The sequence below is a fragment of the Nocardioides marmoribigeumensis genome (genome assembly GCF_031458325.1).
Lineage (GTDB): Bacteria > Actinomycetota > Actinomycetes > Propionibacteriales > Nocardioidaceae > Marmoricola_A > Marmoricola_A marmoribigeumensis.
The window spans coordinates 2,314,262-2,331,362 of sequence record NZ_JAVDYG010000001.1 but is presented as its reverse complement, the minus strand read 5'-3'; the positions used below and the strand labels follow the sequence as shown (position 1 = coordinate 2,331,362).

Genomic DNA, 17,101 nt, shown 5'->3' with positions numbered 1-17,101 from the left:
CCCCATCTACCCCAGTGTGTTGCCGTCCCCTCCGCGGGAACGGCCCCCTCCCATATCCATCCAACCTGGACACAAGGGGGTAAACAGGAGTCCGAAGGCCTCGGCTATGTCCCGGAAGGTCCCGGTATCAACGGGACTGAGGGCACGGGGGTGGGCATGCCGGAAGGTCGCCCTGGGGCGGGTCAGGCGGTGAGGGAGTGCCCCGTCGACCGGAGGTTCTCGCAGGCCTCGACGACCCGGGCCGCCATGCCGGCCTCGGCCGACTTGCCCCACGAGCGCGGGTCGTAGGACTTCTTGTCCCCGACCTCGCCGTCGATCTTGAGGACGCCGTCGTACTTGGTGAACATGTGCGCCACGACCGGGCGGGTGAAGGCGTACTGGGTGTCGGTGTCGACGTTCATCTTGACCACGCCGTAGTCGACCGCCGCGCCGATCTCCTCGGCGCTCGAGCCCGAGCCACCGTGGAAGACCAGGTCGAACGGACGGGAGCCGGCCTCGAGGCCGAGGTGCTCGACGATCGTCTCCTGGGCCTTCTTGAGGATCTCCGGGCGCAGCTTGACGTGGCCGGGCTTGTAGGCGCCGTGCACGTTGCCGAAGGTCAGCGCGGTGATGTAGCGGCCCTTCTCGCCGGTGCCGAGCGCCTCGACGGTCGCGATGGCGTCCTCGGGGGTGGTGTAGAGCTTCTCGTTGATCTCGCCGACGACGCCGTCCTCCTCGCCGCCGACGACGCCCACCTCGATCTCGAGGATGATGCGTGCCTCGGCGCACTTGGCGAGCAGCTCCTCGGCGATCTGGAGGTTCTCCTCCAGCGGCACCGCGGAGCCGTCCCACATGTGCGACTGGAAGATCGGCAGCCCGCCGGCCTTGACCTGCTCGGCGGAGGCGGCGATCAGCGGCCGCACGAACGCGTCGAGCTTGTCCTTGGGGCAGTGGTCGGTGTGCAGCGCGACGTTGACCGGGTAGTTCTTGGCGACCTCGTGGGCGTAGGCCGCGAAGGCCAGCGAGCCCGACACCATGTTCTTGACGGTGGGACCGGACAGGTAGTCGGCCCCGCCGGTCGAGACCTGCAGGATGCCGTCGCTGCCCGCCTCGGCGAACCCGGCGAGGGCCGCGTTGAGGGTCTGGGACGAGGTCACGTTGATCGCCGGGAACGCGAACCCGCGCTCCTTGGCGGTGTCGAGCATCTGCGCGTAGATCTCAGGGGTGGCGATCGGCATGTCGGCTGTCTCCTGGCGGCCCGGCGGCGGTCGGTCACCATCACTCTATCCACCGGGGGCCACCTGGGACCGGCCCGTACCGACCACTCCTGGACCACCCACCCGGCGGGGCCAAAACCTTCCGTGGTGGCGGTTGATGAGGAACCATTGGGACGTCACACCTGCCCCCGACGTGACCCAGGAGGTCCTCAACCGTGGAGCGCGCCGCCCAGGCGATCGACCTGCTCGACCTCTTCTCGTCCGCCGAGGCGATCGACGCGCTGCCGATCACCGTCACGCGGCTCGCGGAGCTGGTGGCCGACGACGCCCACGACTTCCGCGACATCGCCGAGGTCGTCTCCATGGACCAGTCGCTGACCGCGCTGCTGCTGCGCCGGGCCAACTCGGTCGCCATGGGCGGCCGCACCCAGATCACCACCGTCCGTGACGCCGCGATGCGGCTCGGCACGGGCGCGCTGCTGTCGATGGCCCTGGCCAGCTCGGTGCACAACCGCATGGGCGGCGCGCTGCCGGCGTACGGCCTCTCGGCGGGCGAGCTGTGGAAGCAGTCGGTCTCGGCCTCGCTGTCGACCGACGTGCTGCGGATGAAGGCCAAGGTCACGGTCCCGCCGGAGGCCTCGACCGCCGCGCTGCTGCACGACTTCGGCAAGGTCGTGCTCTCCACCCACTTCGGCGCCCAGGTGCTCACCATGCTCGAGCAGGCCGCGAGCTCCGACGGCATGGACCTGCTGTCTGCCGAGCGTGCCGTCTTCGGGGTCGACCACGCCGACATCGGCGGGGTCGTGGCCCAGCGGTGGAAGCTGCCCCACACGATCGTGGACGCGATCATCCACCACCACGACATCGACCCGGGCATGACGCCGACGGTCGCCGCGGTGAGCGTCGCCCACGCGATGGTGGCCGACGTCCTCCACGGCCAGGACGACGCCCCGTCCGCCGAGGACGCGCCGCCGGCGGAGGACGTGGCCGCCAGCCACGGCGTGCTGCTCCAGGCGCTGGGCATCGACCCGGCGGGCTACCCCGCACTGCTGGAGGCCGCGCGGGCCCGCTACGTCCTGATGGCCGACAAGTTCGGGGTCGACTGACCTTCTCGTGGCGCGCGTGACAACCGCGCGCCGCCGTGGTTCCGTCCCAGGGTCATGAACGACCTCGACGTGGACGACGACCCGGAGCTGCGCGACGCGCTGCACGCCGCCGTGGCGTGCGGCCCACCGGCAGCACCGCTCGACGACCTGCTCCTCGCCGCCCACCGTGCCCGGCGTGGCCGGGGCGTACGCCGGGCGGCCGGCGGTCTGGCCGTCGCCGCGGTGGCGGCCGCGGCGGTCCTGGCCGGGACGCACCTGCTCGCGGCGCCGGTCACCGGCGGGGACGACCGCACCGGGCTCGCCACCCGGCCCGCGGAGGAGCAGCCCCCGCCGGACCTGGAGGTGCACGTCACCTCCGAGGGACGGCTGGTCGCGAGCCCCGGCACCGCGATCGAGCGGACCGTCGCCGACCCGCTCGGCCGCGAGCCCTCCGGCAGGTCCTGGGGCCTGGTCGTGCGACGCGGCGACACCGAGCTGTGGGGCCTGGTCGACTGGTCCGGCGCAGGCACCTTCACCTCCGTCGAGCCGGCGCGGGTCCGGTTCGCCGCGGTGGAGGACTGGCTCGACCACGTGGTGGCCGCGTCGACCGGCACCGTCGAGCCGCACCCGGTCTACTTCACCCCGGACGGGTCGCTCCGGGGCACCGGGCCCACCCGGGTCGTCGCGGTGCGGACGGGGGTCGACCTCGGACCCGCCGCCGACGGCACCTTCACCGCAGCCGCCGAGCTCAGGGTGAGGGGACAGCGTCGCTGGGTCCTGGCGCGGCTGCGTCCCGGCCACGCGCCGGTCTACGTCCTGGTGCAGGGCGACCGGTTCGCCGACTCGCTCCCGGCCCTGGTCCGAGACGCGAGGAGCCTCTACGGCGACCTGTTCTCCGCCCTCGCGGCCGGGGGCCGGCGGTGAGGCGCGACGTCGACGCGGAGTTCACCACCTTCGTCGAGGCCCGGCGCCCTGCCCTGCGTCGGTTCGCCTACGCCCTGTGCGGGGACTGGCACCGCGCCGACGACCTCGTGCAGACCGCGCTGGTCAGGACCTACCTCGCCTGGGGGCGGCTGCACACCCAGGGCGCGGAGGAGTCCTACGTACGGCGGGCGGTGCTGACCTCGCACGTCGACGAGGGCCGGCGACCGTGGCGACGCGAGCGGACCCCGTTGGACGGGCACGACCGGTCCGTCCACGACCCCGCCCCGGAGGACCGCTCGGCGCTGGTCGAGGTGCTCCAGACCCTGCCGGTCATGCAGCGGCAGGTCGTGGTGCTGCGCTACCTGCTCGACCTGTCGGTGGAGGAGACCGCCGCCGAGCTCGGGATCTCCCCCGGCACCGTCAAGAGCCACGCCTCACGGGGACGGGACCGGCTGCGGGAGGTGCTCAGCCCCTCCAGGTCGTGAGACCGGACAGGTCGGCGTGCTGGCGGACCCAGGTGTGCATGGCGATCGCGGCGGCGGCCGAGGCGTTGATGCTGCGGGTGGAGCCGAACTGCGCGATCGAGAACGTCCCGTCGCACGCCTCCCGGGCCTCCTGCGAGAGCCCGGGTCCCTCCTGGCCGAACAGCAGGCACACCCGGCGCGGCAGCGTCATCGTCTCCAGGTGGTCCGACCCGGGCAGGTTGTCGATGCCGAGCAGCGGGACGTCGCCCAGGTGCTCCCGCAGCGTCGCCACGTCGGGGTGGTGCCGCACGTGCTGGTAGCGGTCGGTCACCATCGCCCCGCGGCGGTTCCACCGCCGTCTGCCCACGATGTGCACCTCGGCGGCCAGGAAGGCGTTGGCCGTCCGCACGATCGTCCCGATGTTGAAGTCGTGCTGCCAGTTCTCGATCGCGACGTGGAAGTCGTGCCGCCGGGCGTCGAGGTCGGCCCGGATCGCCTCGAGGGTCCAGTAGCGGTAGCGGTCCACCACGTTGCGCCGGTCGCCGTCGGCGAGCAGCCGCTCGTCGTACACCTCGGACCCGGGGCCGGTGGGCCGCGGCCCGGTCCAGGGACCGACGCCGACCTCGACCGGCCCGTGCGGCATCGGGTCGTACGGCGCCCGGCGCGCGACGTCGGGCTCCTCCGGCTGCTCCACGGCTGGGAGGCTACCGGGCGGGGTCGGTGCCGCTGGATACGATCGCGGCATGCCCGACGCCCTCGCCACGCTGGCCACGCCTCTGCTGCTGGGCATGGACTGGATGGACCCCAACTGGCTCCTCGACCGATTCGGCACCGAGCTGTTCTGGATCAGCCTGCTCATCGTCTTCGTCGAGTGCGGACTGCTCTTCCCGTTCCTCCCGGGCGACACCCTGCTGTTCGCGCTGGGGCTGTTCATCGCCACCGGCAAGATCGACGTGTTCGGCTCCTCGGCCCCGTTCGTCGAGCTGCTCCTCGCGCTCACCGTGCTCAGCGCCGCGGCCTTCCTGGGCAACGTGGTGGGCTACGAGATCGGGCGCAAGGTCGGTCCACCGCTCTACGAGCGGGACGGGCGCCTCCTCCAGCGCAAGTACTTCGACCAGACCGAGGCGTTCTTCGACAAGCACGGCAACAAGGCGCTGGTCATCGGCCGCTTCGTGCCGTTCGTCCGCACCTTCATCACCGTCGTGGCCGGCGTCACCCGGATGGAGCGCCGGCGGTTCCTCACGTGGAGCCTCGTCGGCGCCGTGCTGTGGGTCATCTCGATCACCCTGCTGGGCTACTTCCTCGGCGGCGTCTTCCCCTGGCTCGGGGACAAGATCGACCTGGCGATCATCGCGATCCTGGTCTTCTCGGTGATCCCCGTGGCCTTCGAGTGGTGGCGCCACCGCCGCACGTCCGGCCCGGAGGGCGACGACAACGACGGTGACGGCGTCCCCGACGTCGACATCGTCGGGGGCGACACGAGGCGCCACCCGGCTGAGTGAGCCGCCGAGTGAGCCGCCGAGTGAGCCGCCGAGTGAGCCGCCGAGTGAGCGGCTGAGCACGACAAAGGCCCCCGGTCCGTGGACCGGGGGCCTCTCGTCTTCGTACGAGCCCTGGGAGGGGGACCGCACGGTCGCCGCGGTGGATGGGAGGTCCTGCCGCGGGCTGTGCCGGACTTGGGAGGAGTCCTGCACCCACGTTGGTCCGTCGGGCCAGGAGGAGCCCGGCGGACCTTGCTGCGAGGGGGAGAGGAAGGGAGGGAGAGTTTTTCTCCTCCTCGCGTGCGGCCGGTCCGGGTCTGCCCCACAGCTCTCCGGGCCGGCTACGTAGGCATCAACGACCCCTCGGAGGGCCGGTTACGGGCCCGAAGGTAAAGATCGGAAGTCTTTACCTTCAGCGCTTCCGGTCGGTCGTGACCAGGTGCCCGAAGGCGATCAGGCGCTCGTCGGTGTGGAACAGCTCGGCGCAGGTCGTGAGCGTGATCAGGCGCTGCCCGGGCCGCTGCGCGGGCTGTACCCCGCCGGCCGGGTTGGTCGGCAGCGGGTCGACCACCCAGCCCTGGGTGAAGTCGACGACCAGGTCGTTGGGATTCGTGTCGAGCACGTAGGTGTAGGTCGCCGCGCGCGTCTCCACCACGACGCGGTCGCCGGGGCGCAGCTCGGGCATGCGGCGCAGCGGCTCGCCGTGGGTGATCCGGTGCGCGGCCAGGGCGTAGTTGCCCACCTGCCCGGGCCCGGCAGCCCCCTCGAAGTGCCCGTAGCCACGAGCCAGCACGTCGTCGTCGGTGCCCTCGAACACCGGCACGACGTAGGACTTGCCGAACGCGGGGATCCGCACGAGCGCGGTCGCCTCGCCCTTCGGGACCGGGCCCGCCCTGCGCACCGTCACCGGCTTCGCCCACGCCTGGAGCGTGCGCTCGACGGTGCGCTCCTGGTCGCGCTTGGCGACGTACGTCGTGCCGTAGAGCTGCCAGGCGACGTAGCCCAGGGCGACCAGCCCCCCGGCGATGAGGAGCATCCCGAGCCTGGTGACCCATCGACCGCGCACGCGCCTCAGGGTAGGGGCGCAGCGGTGGCGCCGGGGTACGTTCGGCGGCATGCCCGCCCCGCTCCCCCGCCTCACCCCCCGGCTGGCGGCGATCCCGCCGACGATCTTCACCACGATGTCGGCGCTGGCCGTCCGGACGGGGTCGCTCAACCTCGGTCAGGGCTTCCCCGACGCCGACGGTCCCACCGGGATGCTCGAGGTGGCGGCGCGCGCGGTGCTGGGCGGAGCCAACCAGTACGCCCCCGGCCGCGGCGTCCCCGCCCTGCGCGAGGCGGTGGCACGTCACCAGCAGCGTCACTACGGCCTCGACCTCGACCCCGAGACGCAGGTGCTGGCGACCGCGGGCGCCACCGAGGGCCTGACCGCGGCGATCCTGGCGCTGGTCGGACCCGGCGACGAGGTGGTGCTCGTCGAGCCCTACTACGACTCCTACGCCGCCGCGGTCACCATGGCCGGGGGCGTACGACGGACCGTCGGCCTGGTGCCCACCGACGACGGCCTCGCCCTCGACACCGAGGCGCTGCGCGCCGCGGTGACCGACCGGACCGTCGCGCTGGTGCTCAACACCCCGCACAACCCGACCGGCACCGTGCTAGGCGAGGCCGACCTCGCCGCCGTCGCCGCGGTCGCCCAGGAGCACGACCTGGTGGTGGTCACCGACGAGGTCTACGAGCACCTGACCTTCGACGGGCGGCGGCACGTGCCGCTGTGCACGCTGCCCGGCATGGCCGACCGCACGATCACGGTCTCCAGCGCCGGCAAGTCGTTCTCGGTCACCGGCTGGAAGGTCGGCTGGGTGACGGGCAGCCCGGAGCTGGTCGACACCGTCATGGCCGCCAAGCAGTGGCTGACCTTCACCAACGCGGCGCCGCTGCAGCCGGCCGTCGCGCACGCGCTCGACCACGAGATGGGCTTCGTCTCCGACCTGGCCGCGACCCTGGCCGCCCACCGCGACCTGCTCACCGAGGGCCTCGCCGCCGCCGGGCTGCGTCCGCGGCCCTCGCGGTCGACGTACTTCCTGCTCGGCGACATCAGCCACCTGGGCTGGTCCGACGCGACCGAGTTCTGCCTCGCCCTGCCGGAACGTGCCGGCGTGGTGGCCGTGCCGGCGCAGCCGTTCTACGACTCCGCCGCCGGCGACCAGCTCGTGCGGTGGGCGTTCTGCAAGGACCGTTCGACCCTCGAGGCGGCCCTCGAGCGGCTCACCAGGGCTGACCTGACCCGCTGACCCCTCGGCTCGCACCGGGCGGCCGGCGGGCGAACCAGTCGTTGGCGCCGCCGCTGAAGAGCAGGACCAGGGTCGTGCCGGCGAGCACGAGCGTCACCAGGGCGACACCGCTGAGGATGGCCAGCAGGCTGAACAGCGCCGCCATCCCGGCGGACACGGCGAGCAGGATGCGCGCGACCTGCTGGCGGCGCAGGACGAGCACCGCGAGCACCCCGACGACCAGCGACCAGAGGACCATCACCGCACCCATCGCCCAGACCATCGCGACGACCTGGCTGGTGGTGACGTCGAGGCGCTGGAACTGGTCGTCGCGGGCCATCGCCTCCTCGATCGTGCTCGGGGAGAGGGCAGCCACCGCGAGCACGGCCCCACCGGCGAGGAGCCCGAGCGCGGCCCCGACGAACGACAGCACGCCGGCGACGGTGACGGTGCGCGGGCGCCGGCCGTCGTACGCCCCGGGCGGGGGACCGGCCGGGGGGACCGCCGCGTAGGGGCCGGCCCAGGGCACGGCCTGCGGTGGTGCGGCGTACGGCGACGGGGCCGGCTGGGGCGGCTGCCCGGCGGCCGGCGGGGCAGGCGCGGCCGGCGGGGTGGGGCCGGTCGGCAGCGTCGGGGTCGGCGGAGGTGCGGTCGGCGGGGTCGGCGGGGTCGGCGGGGTCGGCGGCCGGACCTGCGCGGGAGCCGGCTCGCGGCCGGCGAACCAGTCGCGGACGTCGCGGCGCCACAGCAGGGCGGCCGCGACGGCGGGGAGGACGGGGAGCAGGCCGGTGGTCGGCATGGTGAGCAGCAGCAGCGCGGCCACGACGGTGAACCCGATGCGGGCGCCCCGGTGGCGCAGCGCCACGAAGACCGCGAGGACGACGCCGGCCGCGGCGAGGGCGCCGGCGGCGTAGCCGAGCCCCCGCAGCGCGCCGAGCACCTCGTCGACGCCGACCCCGCTGCCCCGCAGCGGCGGGTCCGCGAGCAGCTCGGCGACCTGCTCGCGGGCGTCGGTGCCACGCAGCCGGGCCATGGTGTCGAAGAGGCTGACCACGAGCACCGCGCACCCGGCCGCGCCCAGCACCGATGCGAAGGTGACCCTCGGCGGGCGGGCGGCAGGGCGGGGGGAGTCGCTCACGTCCCCCATTGTCGCCGGACCCGGCTGAGGACTCCCTGAGACACCCCTTGTGCCAAAGACTTGACACAAGGGGCGACGGCCCGCACTCTTGTGCCAACCATCTGACACAAGGAGTCGTCGTGCCCCTCCTCCTGCTGCTCGTCGTCCTCGTCCCCACCCTCGGTGTCGCGCTCGCGATCGGCACCCCACGACCCGTCACCCAGCGACGTCCGGCCGCGTGGCGGTGGGGCGGGCTGGCCGTGGGGGTGGTCGCCGCGTGGGGCGTGGACCGGGTCTCGGACCTCGGGCGCGGCACGATGCTCGCGGTCCCGCTCGTGGCCCTGGGGCTGCTCGCGGGGGTGCTCGTCGGCGAGACGCGCGGCCTGGCACCGGCCCAGGGCACCCGCCACGCCTCGCTCCAGGTGCGCCGCGTCGCCGACCACCTGCCCCGCGTCCTCACGGCGGCCGTGGCCGCCGGGCTCACCGGCCTCCTCGGCCTGCTGGCCGCCGGGATCGCCCTCGGCTCGCCGGACGACCTCGGGCGGGCCGGCCGCTCCCTGGCGATCAGCTGCGGCAACGGGTTCGGACAGGCGCGGGGCCCGTGGCCCGGCTCGTTCTACGCCGTCCCGCTGGCGGCGGTGCTCCTCGGTGGCGCCGTGGCGTCCGCGCTGGCCGCGCGCGCCGTCGTACGACGTCCGCTGAGGCTGGGTGCCGACGCCGACCTGGCCGCCGAGACGCAGGCGCGGCGCTCGTCGGTGGCCGACGTGGTAGCCGCCCTCGGGGTGCTCGTGGCCGTGCCCCTGGGTGGCGTCGCCGTGACCACCGCCGGGGCGCTGAACGGGATCGACTGCCGCCCGGGCTCGTGGACGGCGCTGCTGCTCGTCGCCACCGTCCTCGCCCTCGCCGCGCTCGCCCTGCTGGTGGCGTCCGCCGCGACGTTGCTGCGCCCCGCTCCGGCCCGCGACCGCGTGCGCTCGGACCAGTGAGCCACTGGCTCCGGGTCGACCCCGCGGACCCGACCCCGCCCTTCGAGCAGCTGCGCCGCCAGATCGCCACGCTGGTCGCCACCGGGGCACTGGCCGAGGGCGAGCGGCTGCCACCCGTGCGGCAGCTCGCCGCCGACCTCGGCCTGGCCGTGGGCACCGTCGCGCGCACCTACCGCGAGCTGGAGGCCGAGGGCCTGGTCGCGACCCGACGTGCGGCCGGGACGCGCGTCCTGCGCCCGGACGCCACGACCCGCCCCACCGACGGTGCGGCAGAGCGGGTCGCGGAGTTCGTCCGGGCCGAGCTGGCCCGGGGCACGGCGGCCGACCGGATCCGGGAGGCCGTCGAGGCCGCCCTGGGCCGGGTCAGCGGGGGGTGAGGGTCAGCTCGGTCGCGTCGGGCCCGGCGTCCACCACGACCGTGCTGCCGTCGAGCACGGCGCCCGACAGGAGCAGCTTGGCCAGCGGGTCGCCGATCGCGGTCTGCACCAGCCGTCGCAGCGGGCGCGCACCGTAGAGCGGGTCGTAGCCCGTGCGGGTCAGCCAGTCGCGCGCCGCCTCGGTGACCTCCAGCGCGATCCGCCGCACGGCGAGGCGCCGGTCGAGCGCGGCCACCTGCAGGTCGACGATGTGCGCCAGGTCGTCGCGGGTGAGCGCGTCGAAGGTGACGATCTCGTCGAGGCGGTTGAGGAACTCGGGCTTGAACGCCTGCCGCACGACCCCCATCACGGACTCGCGCTGCTTCTCCGGGTCGAGCGTGGGATCGACCAGGAAGTGCGAGCCGAGGTTGGAGGTCAGGATCAGCACCACGTTGCGGAAGTCGACCGTGCGGCCCTGGCCGTCGGTGAGCCGCCCGTCGTCGAGCACCTGCAGCAGGATGTCGAAGACCTCGGGGTGGGCCTTCTCCACCTCGTCGAGGAGCACGACGGAGTAGGGCCGGCGCCGCACGGCCTCGGTGAGCTGGCCGCCCTCCTCGTAGCCGACGTAGCCCGGAGGCGCACCGACCAGGCGCGCCACCGAGTGCTTCTCGGAGTACTCGCTCATGTCGACGCGCACGATCGCCCGGTCGTCGTCGAACAGGAAGTCCGCGAGCGCCTTGGCCAGCTCGGTCTTGCCGACGCCGGTCGGGCCGAGGAAGAGGAACGACCCGGTGGGCCGGTCGGGGTCGGACACCCCCGCGCGCGACCGGCGTACGGCGTCGGAGACCGCGTTGACCGCGGCCCGCTGGCCGATCAGCCGCTCGCCGATCACCTGCTCCATGCGCAGCAGCTTGGCGGTCTCGCCCTCGAGCAGCCGTCCGGTCGGGATGCCGGTCCAGGCCTCGACGACGTCGGCGATCTCCTCGGGACCGACCTCCTCGTGGACCATCGGCTCCTCGCCCGGGTCGGCCTCGGCGCTCTCGATGGCGTCGATCTGCTTCTCCAGCTCGGGGATGCGGCCGTAGCGGATCTCGCTGGCTCCGGCGAGGTCGCCCTCGCGCAGCAGCCGGTCGGACTCCACGCGCAGCTGGTCGATCTGCTTGCGCAGCTCGCCGGCGCCCTCGAGCCCGGCCTTCTCGCGCTCCCACCGCTGCTGGAGCTCGTCGAGCTCGGCCTCGCGTGCGGCGAGGTCCTGCCGCAGGCGCTCGAGCCGGTCGCGCGAGGCGGGGTCGGTCTCACGTTCCAGCGCGAGCTCCTCCATGCGCATCCGGTCGACGGCGCGGCGCAGCTGGTCGACCTCCTCGGGGGAGGACTCGATCTCCATGCGCAGCCGCGAGCCGGCCTCGTCGATGAGGTCGATCGCCTTGTCGGGCAGGTTGCGCCCGGTGATGTAGCGGTCGGACAGCGTGGCCGCGGCCACCAGGGCGGCGTCGTTGATCTTGACCCCGTGGTGGGCCTCGTACTTCTCCTGGAGACCTCGCAGGATCGCGATCGTGTCCTCGACGCTCGGCTCGCCGACGTACACCTGCTGGAAGCGACGCTCGAGCGCCGGGTCCTTCTCGATGCGCTCGCGGTACTCGTCGAGCGTGGTCGCGCCGATCATCCGCAGCTCGCCGCGCGCGAGCATCGGCTTGAGCATGTTGCCGGCGTCCATCGCCGAGTCGCCGCCGGCGCCCGCGCCGACGACGGTGTGGAGCTCGTCGATGAAGGTGATGACCTGCCCCTCGGCGTCCTTGATCTCGGTCAGGACGGCCTTGAGGCGCTCCTCGAACTCGCCGCGGTACTTCGCCCCGGCCACCATCGCGCCCAGGTCGAGGCTGAGCAGCCGGCGGCCCTTGAGGGAGTCGGGGACGTCGCCGTCGACGATGCGCTGGGCGAGGCCCTCGACGACGGCGGTCTTGCCCACGCCGGGCTCGCCGATGAGGACCGGGTTGTTCTTGGTGCGACGCGAGAGCACCTGGACGACCCGGCGGATCTCGGAGTCACGACCGATGACGGGGTCGATGCGACCCTCCTCGGCGCGTGCGGTGAGGTCGACGGAGTACTTCTCCAGCGCCTCGAAGGTCGCCTCCGGGTCGGCACTGGTCACACGCCCCTTGCGCACGCCGGGCAGCGCCGCACGCAGCGCCTCGCCGGTCACCTTGTGGTCGAGCAGCACCTGCTGGGCGCTCGACTCGGTCTCGGCGAGCGCGACCAGGACGTGCTCGACGGAGGTGAACTCGTCCTTCATCGAGTCGGCGATCTGCTGGGAGAGAGTGAGCGCGTTGACCGCACCACGGGAGTACGTCGGCGCGCTCACGGTGGCGCCGCTGGCCGCCGGCAGCTTGCCGATCTCGGCCTGGACGGCCGCGCTCAGCGCGGCGGGCTGGACCCCGACCGCCTCCAGCAGCGGGGGCACGACGGTGTCGCTCTGGCCGAGCAGAGCCTCGAGCAGGTGCAGCGCCTCCAGCTGGGTGTTGCCCCGGCCGGTCGCGGCCTGGATCGCCGCGGCGATCGCTTCCTGCGCGCGGGTGGTGAACTTCGCAATCTCCATGCACGACTCCCTGTGACGGAGGGGACCTGACACTTGCACAACGCGGCCAAAGTTGAGTCTGTTCCGCTCAACTCCAGTTTTACCGCAATGCCCACCAGCGGGGGGATGAGCAAGTAGCGTGGCACGCGCGGGGAGAGCGCGCCTGCACGGGCGCGCGACCCCGTCGACCGACGACGGAACCATCGAGCAGGAACCCGGAGCTTCCCCCGATGAGCGCTGTGACCCAGGGCAAGGTCACCGGCCCCACGGCGGGCCAGACGGCCACGCCCAGGCCGCTCGTCTGGCTGCTCGTGCTCCTCGTCCTCCCCCTCGGCATGACCGCCCTGGCCTGGGGCCGGTTCGGCACCAACCTCGCGATGTGGTGGCCCGCGGCCGGCGTCGGCGTCATCGCCGCCGCCCTCGCCCCCCGCCGGTCACGGCCCCTGGTCGCACTGGGGGTCGCCCTCTGCGGCTTCCTGGCCAACTGGACCTTCGGCCGCGACCCCGGCGTCGCGGCCCTCCTCGGTCTCGCCACCGGGGCCGACGCCCTGGTCACCGCCGCCCTTCTCAGCCGCCACCGCGACCTGCGCCCCGTCCTCACCGGGCTCGACGACCTGGTGCGCTTCGTGCTCGCCGCCCTGGCCGGCGCGACCGCGGCAGGGCTGTTCGTGGCGGTCGGGCTGGCGATGGACGGCGCCGAGCCGTTGATCACCTGGCGGACGGTGTTCGCCAGCCACCTCGCGGCCATCCTCGCGATCACGCCCCTCGGCCTCGGCTCGTCCGAGGTGCGGCAGCGGGCCGGACGCACCGAGCTCGCCGTGCAGTGGCTCTCCCTCGCCCTGGTGGTGGGGGTCGTCTTCGCCCCCGACCAGGGCCTGCCCCTGGTCTACCTCGTCTTCGTCCCGCTGCTGTGGGGCGCGATGCGGCTCAGCGTCCGCGCCGTCGCCTGGCAGGTCTTCCTCACCGCACTCGTGATCACCACGGCCACGACGAGCGGGTGGGGCCCGTTCGCCAACCTCGGCGACGCCAGCCCTCAGGTCGTGGCGGCGCTGTCCCAGGCCGCGATCGCCTCCTGCGCCTTGGTCGCCCTGCCCCTGGCGGTGCTCAAGTCCCAGCGCGCGGTCGCCCTGCAGCAGGCGAGCTCGTCGAGCGACCTGCTCGACAACATCCTCGCCGCGGCGACCTCGACCGTCGTGATCGGCACCGACCTGGTCGGCAACATCGAGTTCTTCAACATCGGCGCCGAGGAGATCTCGGGCTGGACCGCCGCGGAGGTCGTGGGACACGCCTGCCTGGCGATCGTGACCACCGAGGGTGAGGACGGGCAGGAGGAGCACCTGGTCACCGTCGACCTCGACCAGCCCGGGGCGGGCTCGCTCGAGGCCCTGATCGAGCCGTTCCTGGTCGACACCGAGGACGACACCTTCCGAGACGACTGGACCCTCCTGCGCCGGGACGGCGAGCGGCGCACGCTGGCGGTGACGATCAGCCGTCGCTACGACCACGGGCGGGGCGTCGGCTACGTCGGCATCGCCGAGGACGTCACCGAGAAGCGCCGCGAGGAGGAGTCCGCCGCCGCGGCCCTCGACGCCGAGCGTCAGCTGGTCGACCGGCTCGCCCAGGTCGACCGCACCAAGAACGACTTCATGTCGACGGTCAGCCACGAGCTCCGCACCCCGATCACCAGCATCCTGGGCTACTCCCAGCTCCTGCTCTCCGACGAGACCGGCGCGCTGCCGGTGATGCACCGCCAGATCGTCGGCCGGATCGAGCGCAACGGCCGCCGGCTGCTCGGACTGATCGAGGACATGCTCACCATGTCCCAGGTCGAGGTCGGCGACTTCCGCTACGTCTTCCAGCGCGTCGACCTGCGCAGCGTCGTCCAGAGCGCGGTGGAGACCGAGACGAGCGTCTTCGGCTCCCTCGGGGTCCAGCTCACCCAGGACGTCGTCGGCCAGCCGGTCTGGGTCGAGGCCGACCCCGACAAGCTCGAGCGCGCCCTGGCCGCGCTGCTCGACAACGCCGCGAAGTACAGCCAGCCCGGCGACGTGGTCCACCTCGCGGTCTCCCGCGACGACGACGCGGCCCGGGTCGCCGTCGTGGACCACGGGCTCGGGATCAGCAGCGAGGACCAGGAGCACCTGTTCGACCGGTTCTTCCGCGGCAGCGACGCCCACGCCCGCGCGATCCAGGGCGCCGGGCTCGGGCTGTCGGTCACGAGCATGATCGTCGACGGCCACGGCGGCTCCATCAGCTGCGTCTCGTCCCTGGGCGAGGGCTCGACGTTCACCGTGGCCCTCCCCTTCGCGGCCGAGGGCGTCGGTGCGGCCGACGCCGCCGCCGACGCCTGAGCGGCCGCCTGGCCGAGCAGGCCTGGGGGTCCCGGACGCGCAGCGACCCCGCCGATGTCGACGGGGTCGCGGTTGCTCGGTGGCCGCTGGGGGCGGTGAGCGCTCCGGCTCGGTCCGTGCGGGTGGCGTGAGGGGTCCGCGCGGGGGTCAGCCGACGTTGGTGGTCCAGTCGCCGCGCCCGTTGCCGAGGATGTCCTCCACGTGCTCGCGCAGCTCGATCGGGCCGAACGGCTTGATGATGTAGGTGTCGGCACCCGCCTCCATGCCGGCTTGCACGTCGCTGGCCTGGGCACGGGCCGTCATCAAGATGACGGGCACGTCCTTGAGCTCGGGGTCCGCGCGGACCTCGCGGCAGACCTCGAGGCCGTTCATGATCGGCATCGTGATGTCGAGCAGCAGCAGCCGCGGCTTGACGCGACGGCACTCGGCCAACGCCTCAGCGCCGTTGCCGACCGCGGTCACGGTCAGATCGAGCCCCTCGAGGACGATCTGCACGAGATCTCGGATGTCGACGTCGTCTTCAGCGAGCACGACAGTCACAGGGCCTCCCAGCCTTCCGCGCCACACACCCCTGGTGGCATGCCGGGAGTCTAGACCCGGGGACCGACACCACGCGCTGGGTTCCGCAATTGATCGGCTGTTCGGTCACCTCTGGCGTCGCCACACCATGAGCGACGCCCCCGGCACACCGGACTGGACGGCCGGGAGGTTGGGGCGCGGCTCGGGGCCGCGCTCGCCGCGGGCGAGGGCCTGCCCGAGGGCGTACTCCGTGGCCTCGAGCTGGTCCTCGAGCTCACGCACCCGCATCCGCAGCGCGGTGAGGTGGTTCTCCAGGTCGAGGATGCGGCGCACCCCCTCCAGCCCGATGCCGGAGGCGGTGAGCTCGGCGATCTCGCGCAGCTGCTCGATGTCGCGCAGGGAGTAGCGGCGCCCTCCCCCACCGGTGCGGCCGGGGGAGACCAGGCCGAGCCGGTCGTAGGTGCGCAGCGTCTGGGGGTGGAGCCCGGTCAGCTCGGCGGCGACCGAGATGACGTAGACCCCGATCTCGGGGCCGGGGACCTGGCCGCCCGGGCGCCGGCGCGGCGTGCTGCTCATCGCGCGCCTCCCGCCTCGAGGAGCCTCCCCCTCAGCTCGTTGCCGGCCGTGGCCTCACGGTAGGCCTCCACGGCCGCCCGCGCCTCGGAGGAGAGCGTCGCAGGCACGTGGACCTCGACGGTGACCAGCAGGCTGCCGCGGGTGCCGTCCTTGCGGGGCGCGCCCTTGCCGCGCACCCGGAAGGTGCGGCCGTTGGGCGTGCCCGGGGGCACCTTGACGGTCACCTTGGACCCGCCGGGCGTGCCGCCCACGACCGGGACGGGCACCGCGATGTCGGCGCCCAGCGCCGCCTCGTCGAAGGAGATCGGCACCGTGATGGTCAGGTCGTCGCCGGACCGGCCGAACACCGGGTGCGGGGACACCTTGACCACCACGAACAGGTCGCCCGGCGGCCCGCCGTGCTCGCCTCGGCCGCCGCGGCCCTTGAGGCGGATCTTCTGGCCGTCCTTGACCCCGGCGGGGATGCGCGCCTGGATGGCCCGGTCGGAGAGCGCACGGCCGGAGCCGTGGCAGACCTGGCACGGGTCGGAGACGTAGATGCCGCGCCCGCGGCAGGTCGGGCAGGTCTCGTTGATCGTGAAGGCGCCACCCATCGACGCCGCCCGCATGCCGGAGCCCTCGCAGTCGGGGCACATCTGGGGCTGGGACCCCGGCTGGGCGCCGGTGCCGTGACACACCGCGCAGGGCTGCTCGGAGGCCAGCCGCAGCGACACCGTGACGCCCTCGAGCGCGTCGCTGAAGCTGATCGTCGTCGAGGTCTCGATGTCGGAGCCGCGGCGGGCCCGGGTGCGGCGGGTGGTGCGGGGACCGCCCCCGCCACCGCTGCCGAACATGCCGCCGAAGAGGTCGCCCAGGTTGGCCGAGCCGGCGCCCCCCGCCCCGCCCCCGAAGAGGTCGTTGAGGTCGAAGGGCTGCCCGGCCCCGCCGCCACCGAAACCGCCGTTGAAGCCGCCGCCGACGAACATGGCGCGCGTCTCGTCGTACTGCTTGCGCTTCTGCTCGTCGCCGACCACGTCGTAGGCCTCGGCGATCGCCTTGAAGCGCTCCTCGGCCGCCTTGTCCCCCGGGTTGGAGTCGGGGTGGTTGGCCCGCGCGAGCTTGCGGTAGGCCTTCTTGATGTCCGCGGCCGAGGCGTCCTTGGCCACGCCGAGGACCTGGTAGAAGTCCTTGGTCGCCCAGTCGGAGCTGGTCATCGCTCCCT

General features: G+C 73.3%; 16 protein-coding genes. 8 read left to right on the top strand and 8 right to left on the bottom strand.

Annotation, left to right across the window (positions count from 1 at the left end; genetic code table 11):
* Positions 1-182: 182 nt before the first annotated feature.
* On the bottom strand, positions 183-1,217 hold the full coding sequence (gene fbaA / locus J2S63_RS11150) for a class II fructose-bisphosphate aldolase (protein ID WP_310301971.1): 1,035 nt from the start codon (positions 1,215-1,217) through the stop codon (positions 183-185).
* Between the two features lie 194 nt (positions 1,218-1,411).
* On the opposite strand from fbaA, the gene J2S63_RS11145 reads away from it, so the two are divergent.
* Genes J2S63_RS11145 through J2S63_RS11135 form a run of 3 tightly spaced genes read left to right on the top strand, consistent with a single transcriptional unit; the run spans position 1,412 to position 3,690 of the window.
* Positions 1,412-2,302, top strand: coding sequence for an HDOD domain-containing protein (locus tag J2S63_RS11145; RefSeq protein ID WP_310301970.1), 891 nt, complete (start codon positions 1,412-1,414; stop codon positions 2,300-2,302).
* 54 nt (positions 2,303-2,356) lie between these two features.
* Positions 2,357-3,205, top strand: coding sequence for a hypothetical protein (locus J2S63_RS11140; protein ID WP_310301969.1), 849 nt, complete (start codon positions 2,357-2,359; stop codon positions 3,203-3,205).
* A complete protein-coding gene (locus J2S63_RS11135) occupies positions 3,202-3,690 on the top strand; it encodes a SigE family RNA polymerase sigma factor (protein WP_310301968.1) in 489 nt (162 codons plus the stop codon). Before J2S63_RS11140 ends, J2S63_RS11135 begins: the two co-directional genes overlap by 4 nt.
* Here the strand turns inward: J2S63_RS11135 and J2S63_RS11130 are convergent.
* Positions 3,671-4,312 (bottom strand): TrmH family RNA methyltransferase, encoded by a 642-nt coding sequence (locus tag J2S63_RS11130; RefSeq protein WP_310306673.1) that lies wholly within the window; start codon positions 4,310-4,312, stop codon positions 3,671-3,673. The two genes, J2S63_RS11135 and J2S63_RS11130, sit on opposite strands and share 20 nt — an antisense overlap.
* A gap of 100 nt (positions 4,313-4,412) precedes the next feature.
* Here J2S63_RS11130 and J2S63_RS11125 point away from each other — a divergent pair, with 100 nt between their 5' ends.
* Positions 4,413-5,171: a DedA family protein gene (locus J2S63_RS11125; protein ID WP_310301967.1), complete on the top strand. Its 759-nt coding sequence runs from the start codon at positions 4,413-4,415 to the stop codon at positions 5,169-5,171.
* A 391-nt stretch (positions 5,172-5,562) separates the two neighbouring features.
* On the opposite strand, the gene J2S63_RS11120 is transcribed toward J2S63_RS11125, so the two are convergent.
* Entirely contained in the window at positions 5,563-6,216 is a 654-nt protein-coding gene (locus J2S63_RS11120) for a class E sortase (RefSeq protein ID WP_310301966.1), read from the bottom strand.
* A 49-nt stretch (positions 6,217-6,265) separates the two neighbouring features.
* On the opposite strand from J2S63_RS11120, the gene J2S63_RS11115 reads away from it, so the two are divergent.
* Complete coding sequence (locus J2S63_RS11115) at positions 6,266-7,444, top strand: pyridoxal phosphate-dependent aminotransferase (protein WP_310301965.1); 1,179 nt, start codon at positions 6,266-6,268, stop codon at positions 7,442-7,444.
* Here J2S63_RS11115 and J2S63_RS11110 read toward each other — a convergent pair.
* The gene (locus J2S63_RS11110) at positions 7,419-8,561 is read right to left on the bottom strand and encodes a hypothetical protein (protein ID WP_310301964.1); all 1,143 of its coding nucleotides are present in this window, start codon (positions 8,559-8,561) and stop codon (positions 7,419-7,421) included. The genes J2S63_RS11115 and J2S63_RS11110 overlap by 26 nt on opposite strands.
* Positions 8,562-8,680: 119 nt before the next feature.
* On the opposite strand from J2S63_RS11110, the gene J2S63_RS11105 reads away from it, so the two are divergent.
* Both J2S63_RS11105 and J2S63_RS11100 read left to right on the top strand, forming a co-directional pair.
* Positions 8,681-9,526 (top strand): hypothetical protein, encoded by an 846-nt coding sequence (locus J2S63_RS11105; RefSeq protein ID WP_310301963.1) that lies wholly within the window; start codon positions 8,681-8,683, stop codon positions 9,524-9,526.
* Positions 9,523-9,903, top strand: coding sequence for a GntR family transcriptional regulator (locus J2S63_RS11100; RefSeq protein WP_310301962.1), 381 nt, complete (start codon positions 9,523-9,525; stop codon positions 9,901-9,903). The genes J2S63_RS11105 and J2S63_RS11100 overlap by 4 nt, the downstream gene beginning before the upstream one ends.
* On the opposite strand, the gene clpB is transcribed toward J2S63_RS11100, so the two are convergent.
* On the bottom strand, positions 9,890-12,475 hold the full coding sequence (gene clpB, locus J2S63_RS11095) for an ATP-dependent chaperone ClpB (RefSeq protein ID WP_310301961.1): 2,586 nt from the start codon (positions 12,473-12,475) through the stop codon (positions 9,890-9,892). The two genes, J2S63_RS11100 and clpB, sit on opposite strands and share 14 nt — an antisense overlap.
* Before the next feature lie 209 nt (positions 12,476-12,684).
* On the opposite strand from clpB, the gene J2S63_RS11090 reads away from it, so the two are divergent.
* Positions 12,685-14,805, top strand: coding sequence for an ATP-binding protein (locus tag J2S63_RS11090; protein ID WP_310301960.1), 2,121 nt, complete (start codon positions 12,685-12,687; stop codon positions 14,803-14,805).
* Positions 14,806-14,952: 147 nt separating this feature from the next.
* On the opposite strand, the gene J2S63_RS11085 is transcribed toward J2S63_RS11090, so the two are convergent.
* The 3 genes from J2S63_RS11085 to dnaJ all read right to left on the bottom strand — a co-directional run bounded on the left by J2S63_RS11085 (position 14,953) and on the right by dnaJ (position 17,093).
* The gene (locus J2S63_RS11085) at positions 14,953-15,345 is read right to left on the bottom strand and encodes a response regulator (RefSeq protein ID WP_310301959.1); all 393 of its coding nucleotides are present in this window, start codon (positions 15,343-15,345) and stop codon (positions 14,953-14,955) included.
* Between the two features lie 105 nt (positions 15,346-15,450).
* Positions 15,451-15,900, bottom strand: coding sequence for a heat shock protein transcriptional repressor HspR (locus J2S63_RS11080; protein ID WP_310301958.1), 450 nt, complete (start codon positions 15,898-15,900; stop codon positions 15,451-15,453).
* Positions 15,897-17,093, bottom strand: coding sequence for a molecular chaperone DnaJ (gene dnaJ, locus J2S63_RS11075; protein WP_310301957.1), 1,197 nt, complete (start codon positions 17,091-17,093; stop codon positions 15,897-15,899). Before dnaJ ends, J2S63_RS11080 begins: the two co-directional genes overlap by 4 nt.
* Positions 17,094-17,101: the final 8 nt, after the last annotated feature.

Excerpts from the sequence above, each read along its gene's own strand:
- fbaA (WP_310301971.1), bottom strand. The coding sequence starts at position 1,217 with ATGCCGATCGCCACCCCTGAGATCTACGCGCAGATGCTCGACACCGCC.
- J2S63_RS11140 (WP_310301969.1), top strand. The coding sequence starts at position 2,357 with ATGAACGACCTCGACGTGGACGACGACCCGGAGCTGCGCGACGCGCTG.
- J2S63_RS11130 (WP_310306673.1), bottom strand. The coding sequence starts at position 4,312 with ATGCCGCACGGGCCGGTCGAGGTCGGCGTCGGTCCCTGGACCGGGCCG.
- J2S63_RS11125 (WP_310301967.1), top strand. The coding sequence starts at position 4,413 with ATGCCCGACGCCCTCGCCACGCTGGCCACGCCTCTGCTGCTGGGCATG.
- J2S63_RS11115 (WP_310301965.1), top strand. The coding sequence starts at position 6,266 with ATGCCCGCCCCGCTCCCCCGCCTCACCCCCCGGCTGGCGGCGATCCCG.
- clpB (WP_310301961.1), bottom strand. The coding sequence starts at position 12,475 with ATGGAGATTGCGAAGTTCACCACCCGCGCGCAGGAAGCGATCGCCGCG.
- J2S63_RS11090 (WP_310301960.1), top strand. The coding sequence starts at position 12,685 with ATGAGCGCTGTGACCCAGGGCAAGGTCACCGGCCCCACGGCGGGCCAG.
- J2S63_RS11080 (WP_310301958.1), bottom strand. The coding sequence starts at position 15,900 with ATGAGCAGCACGCCGCGCCGGCGCCCGGGCGGCCAGGTCCCCGGCCCC.
- dnaJ (WP_310301957.1), bottom strand. The coding sequence starts at position 17,093 with ATGACCAGCTCCGACTGGGCGACCAAGGACTTCTACCAGGTCCTCGGC.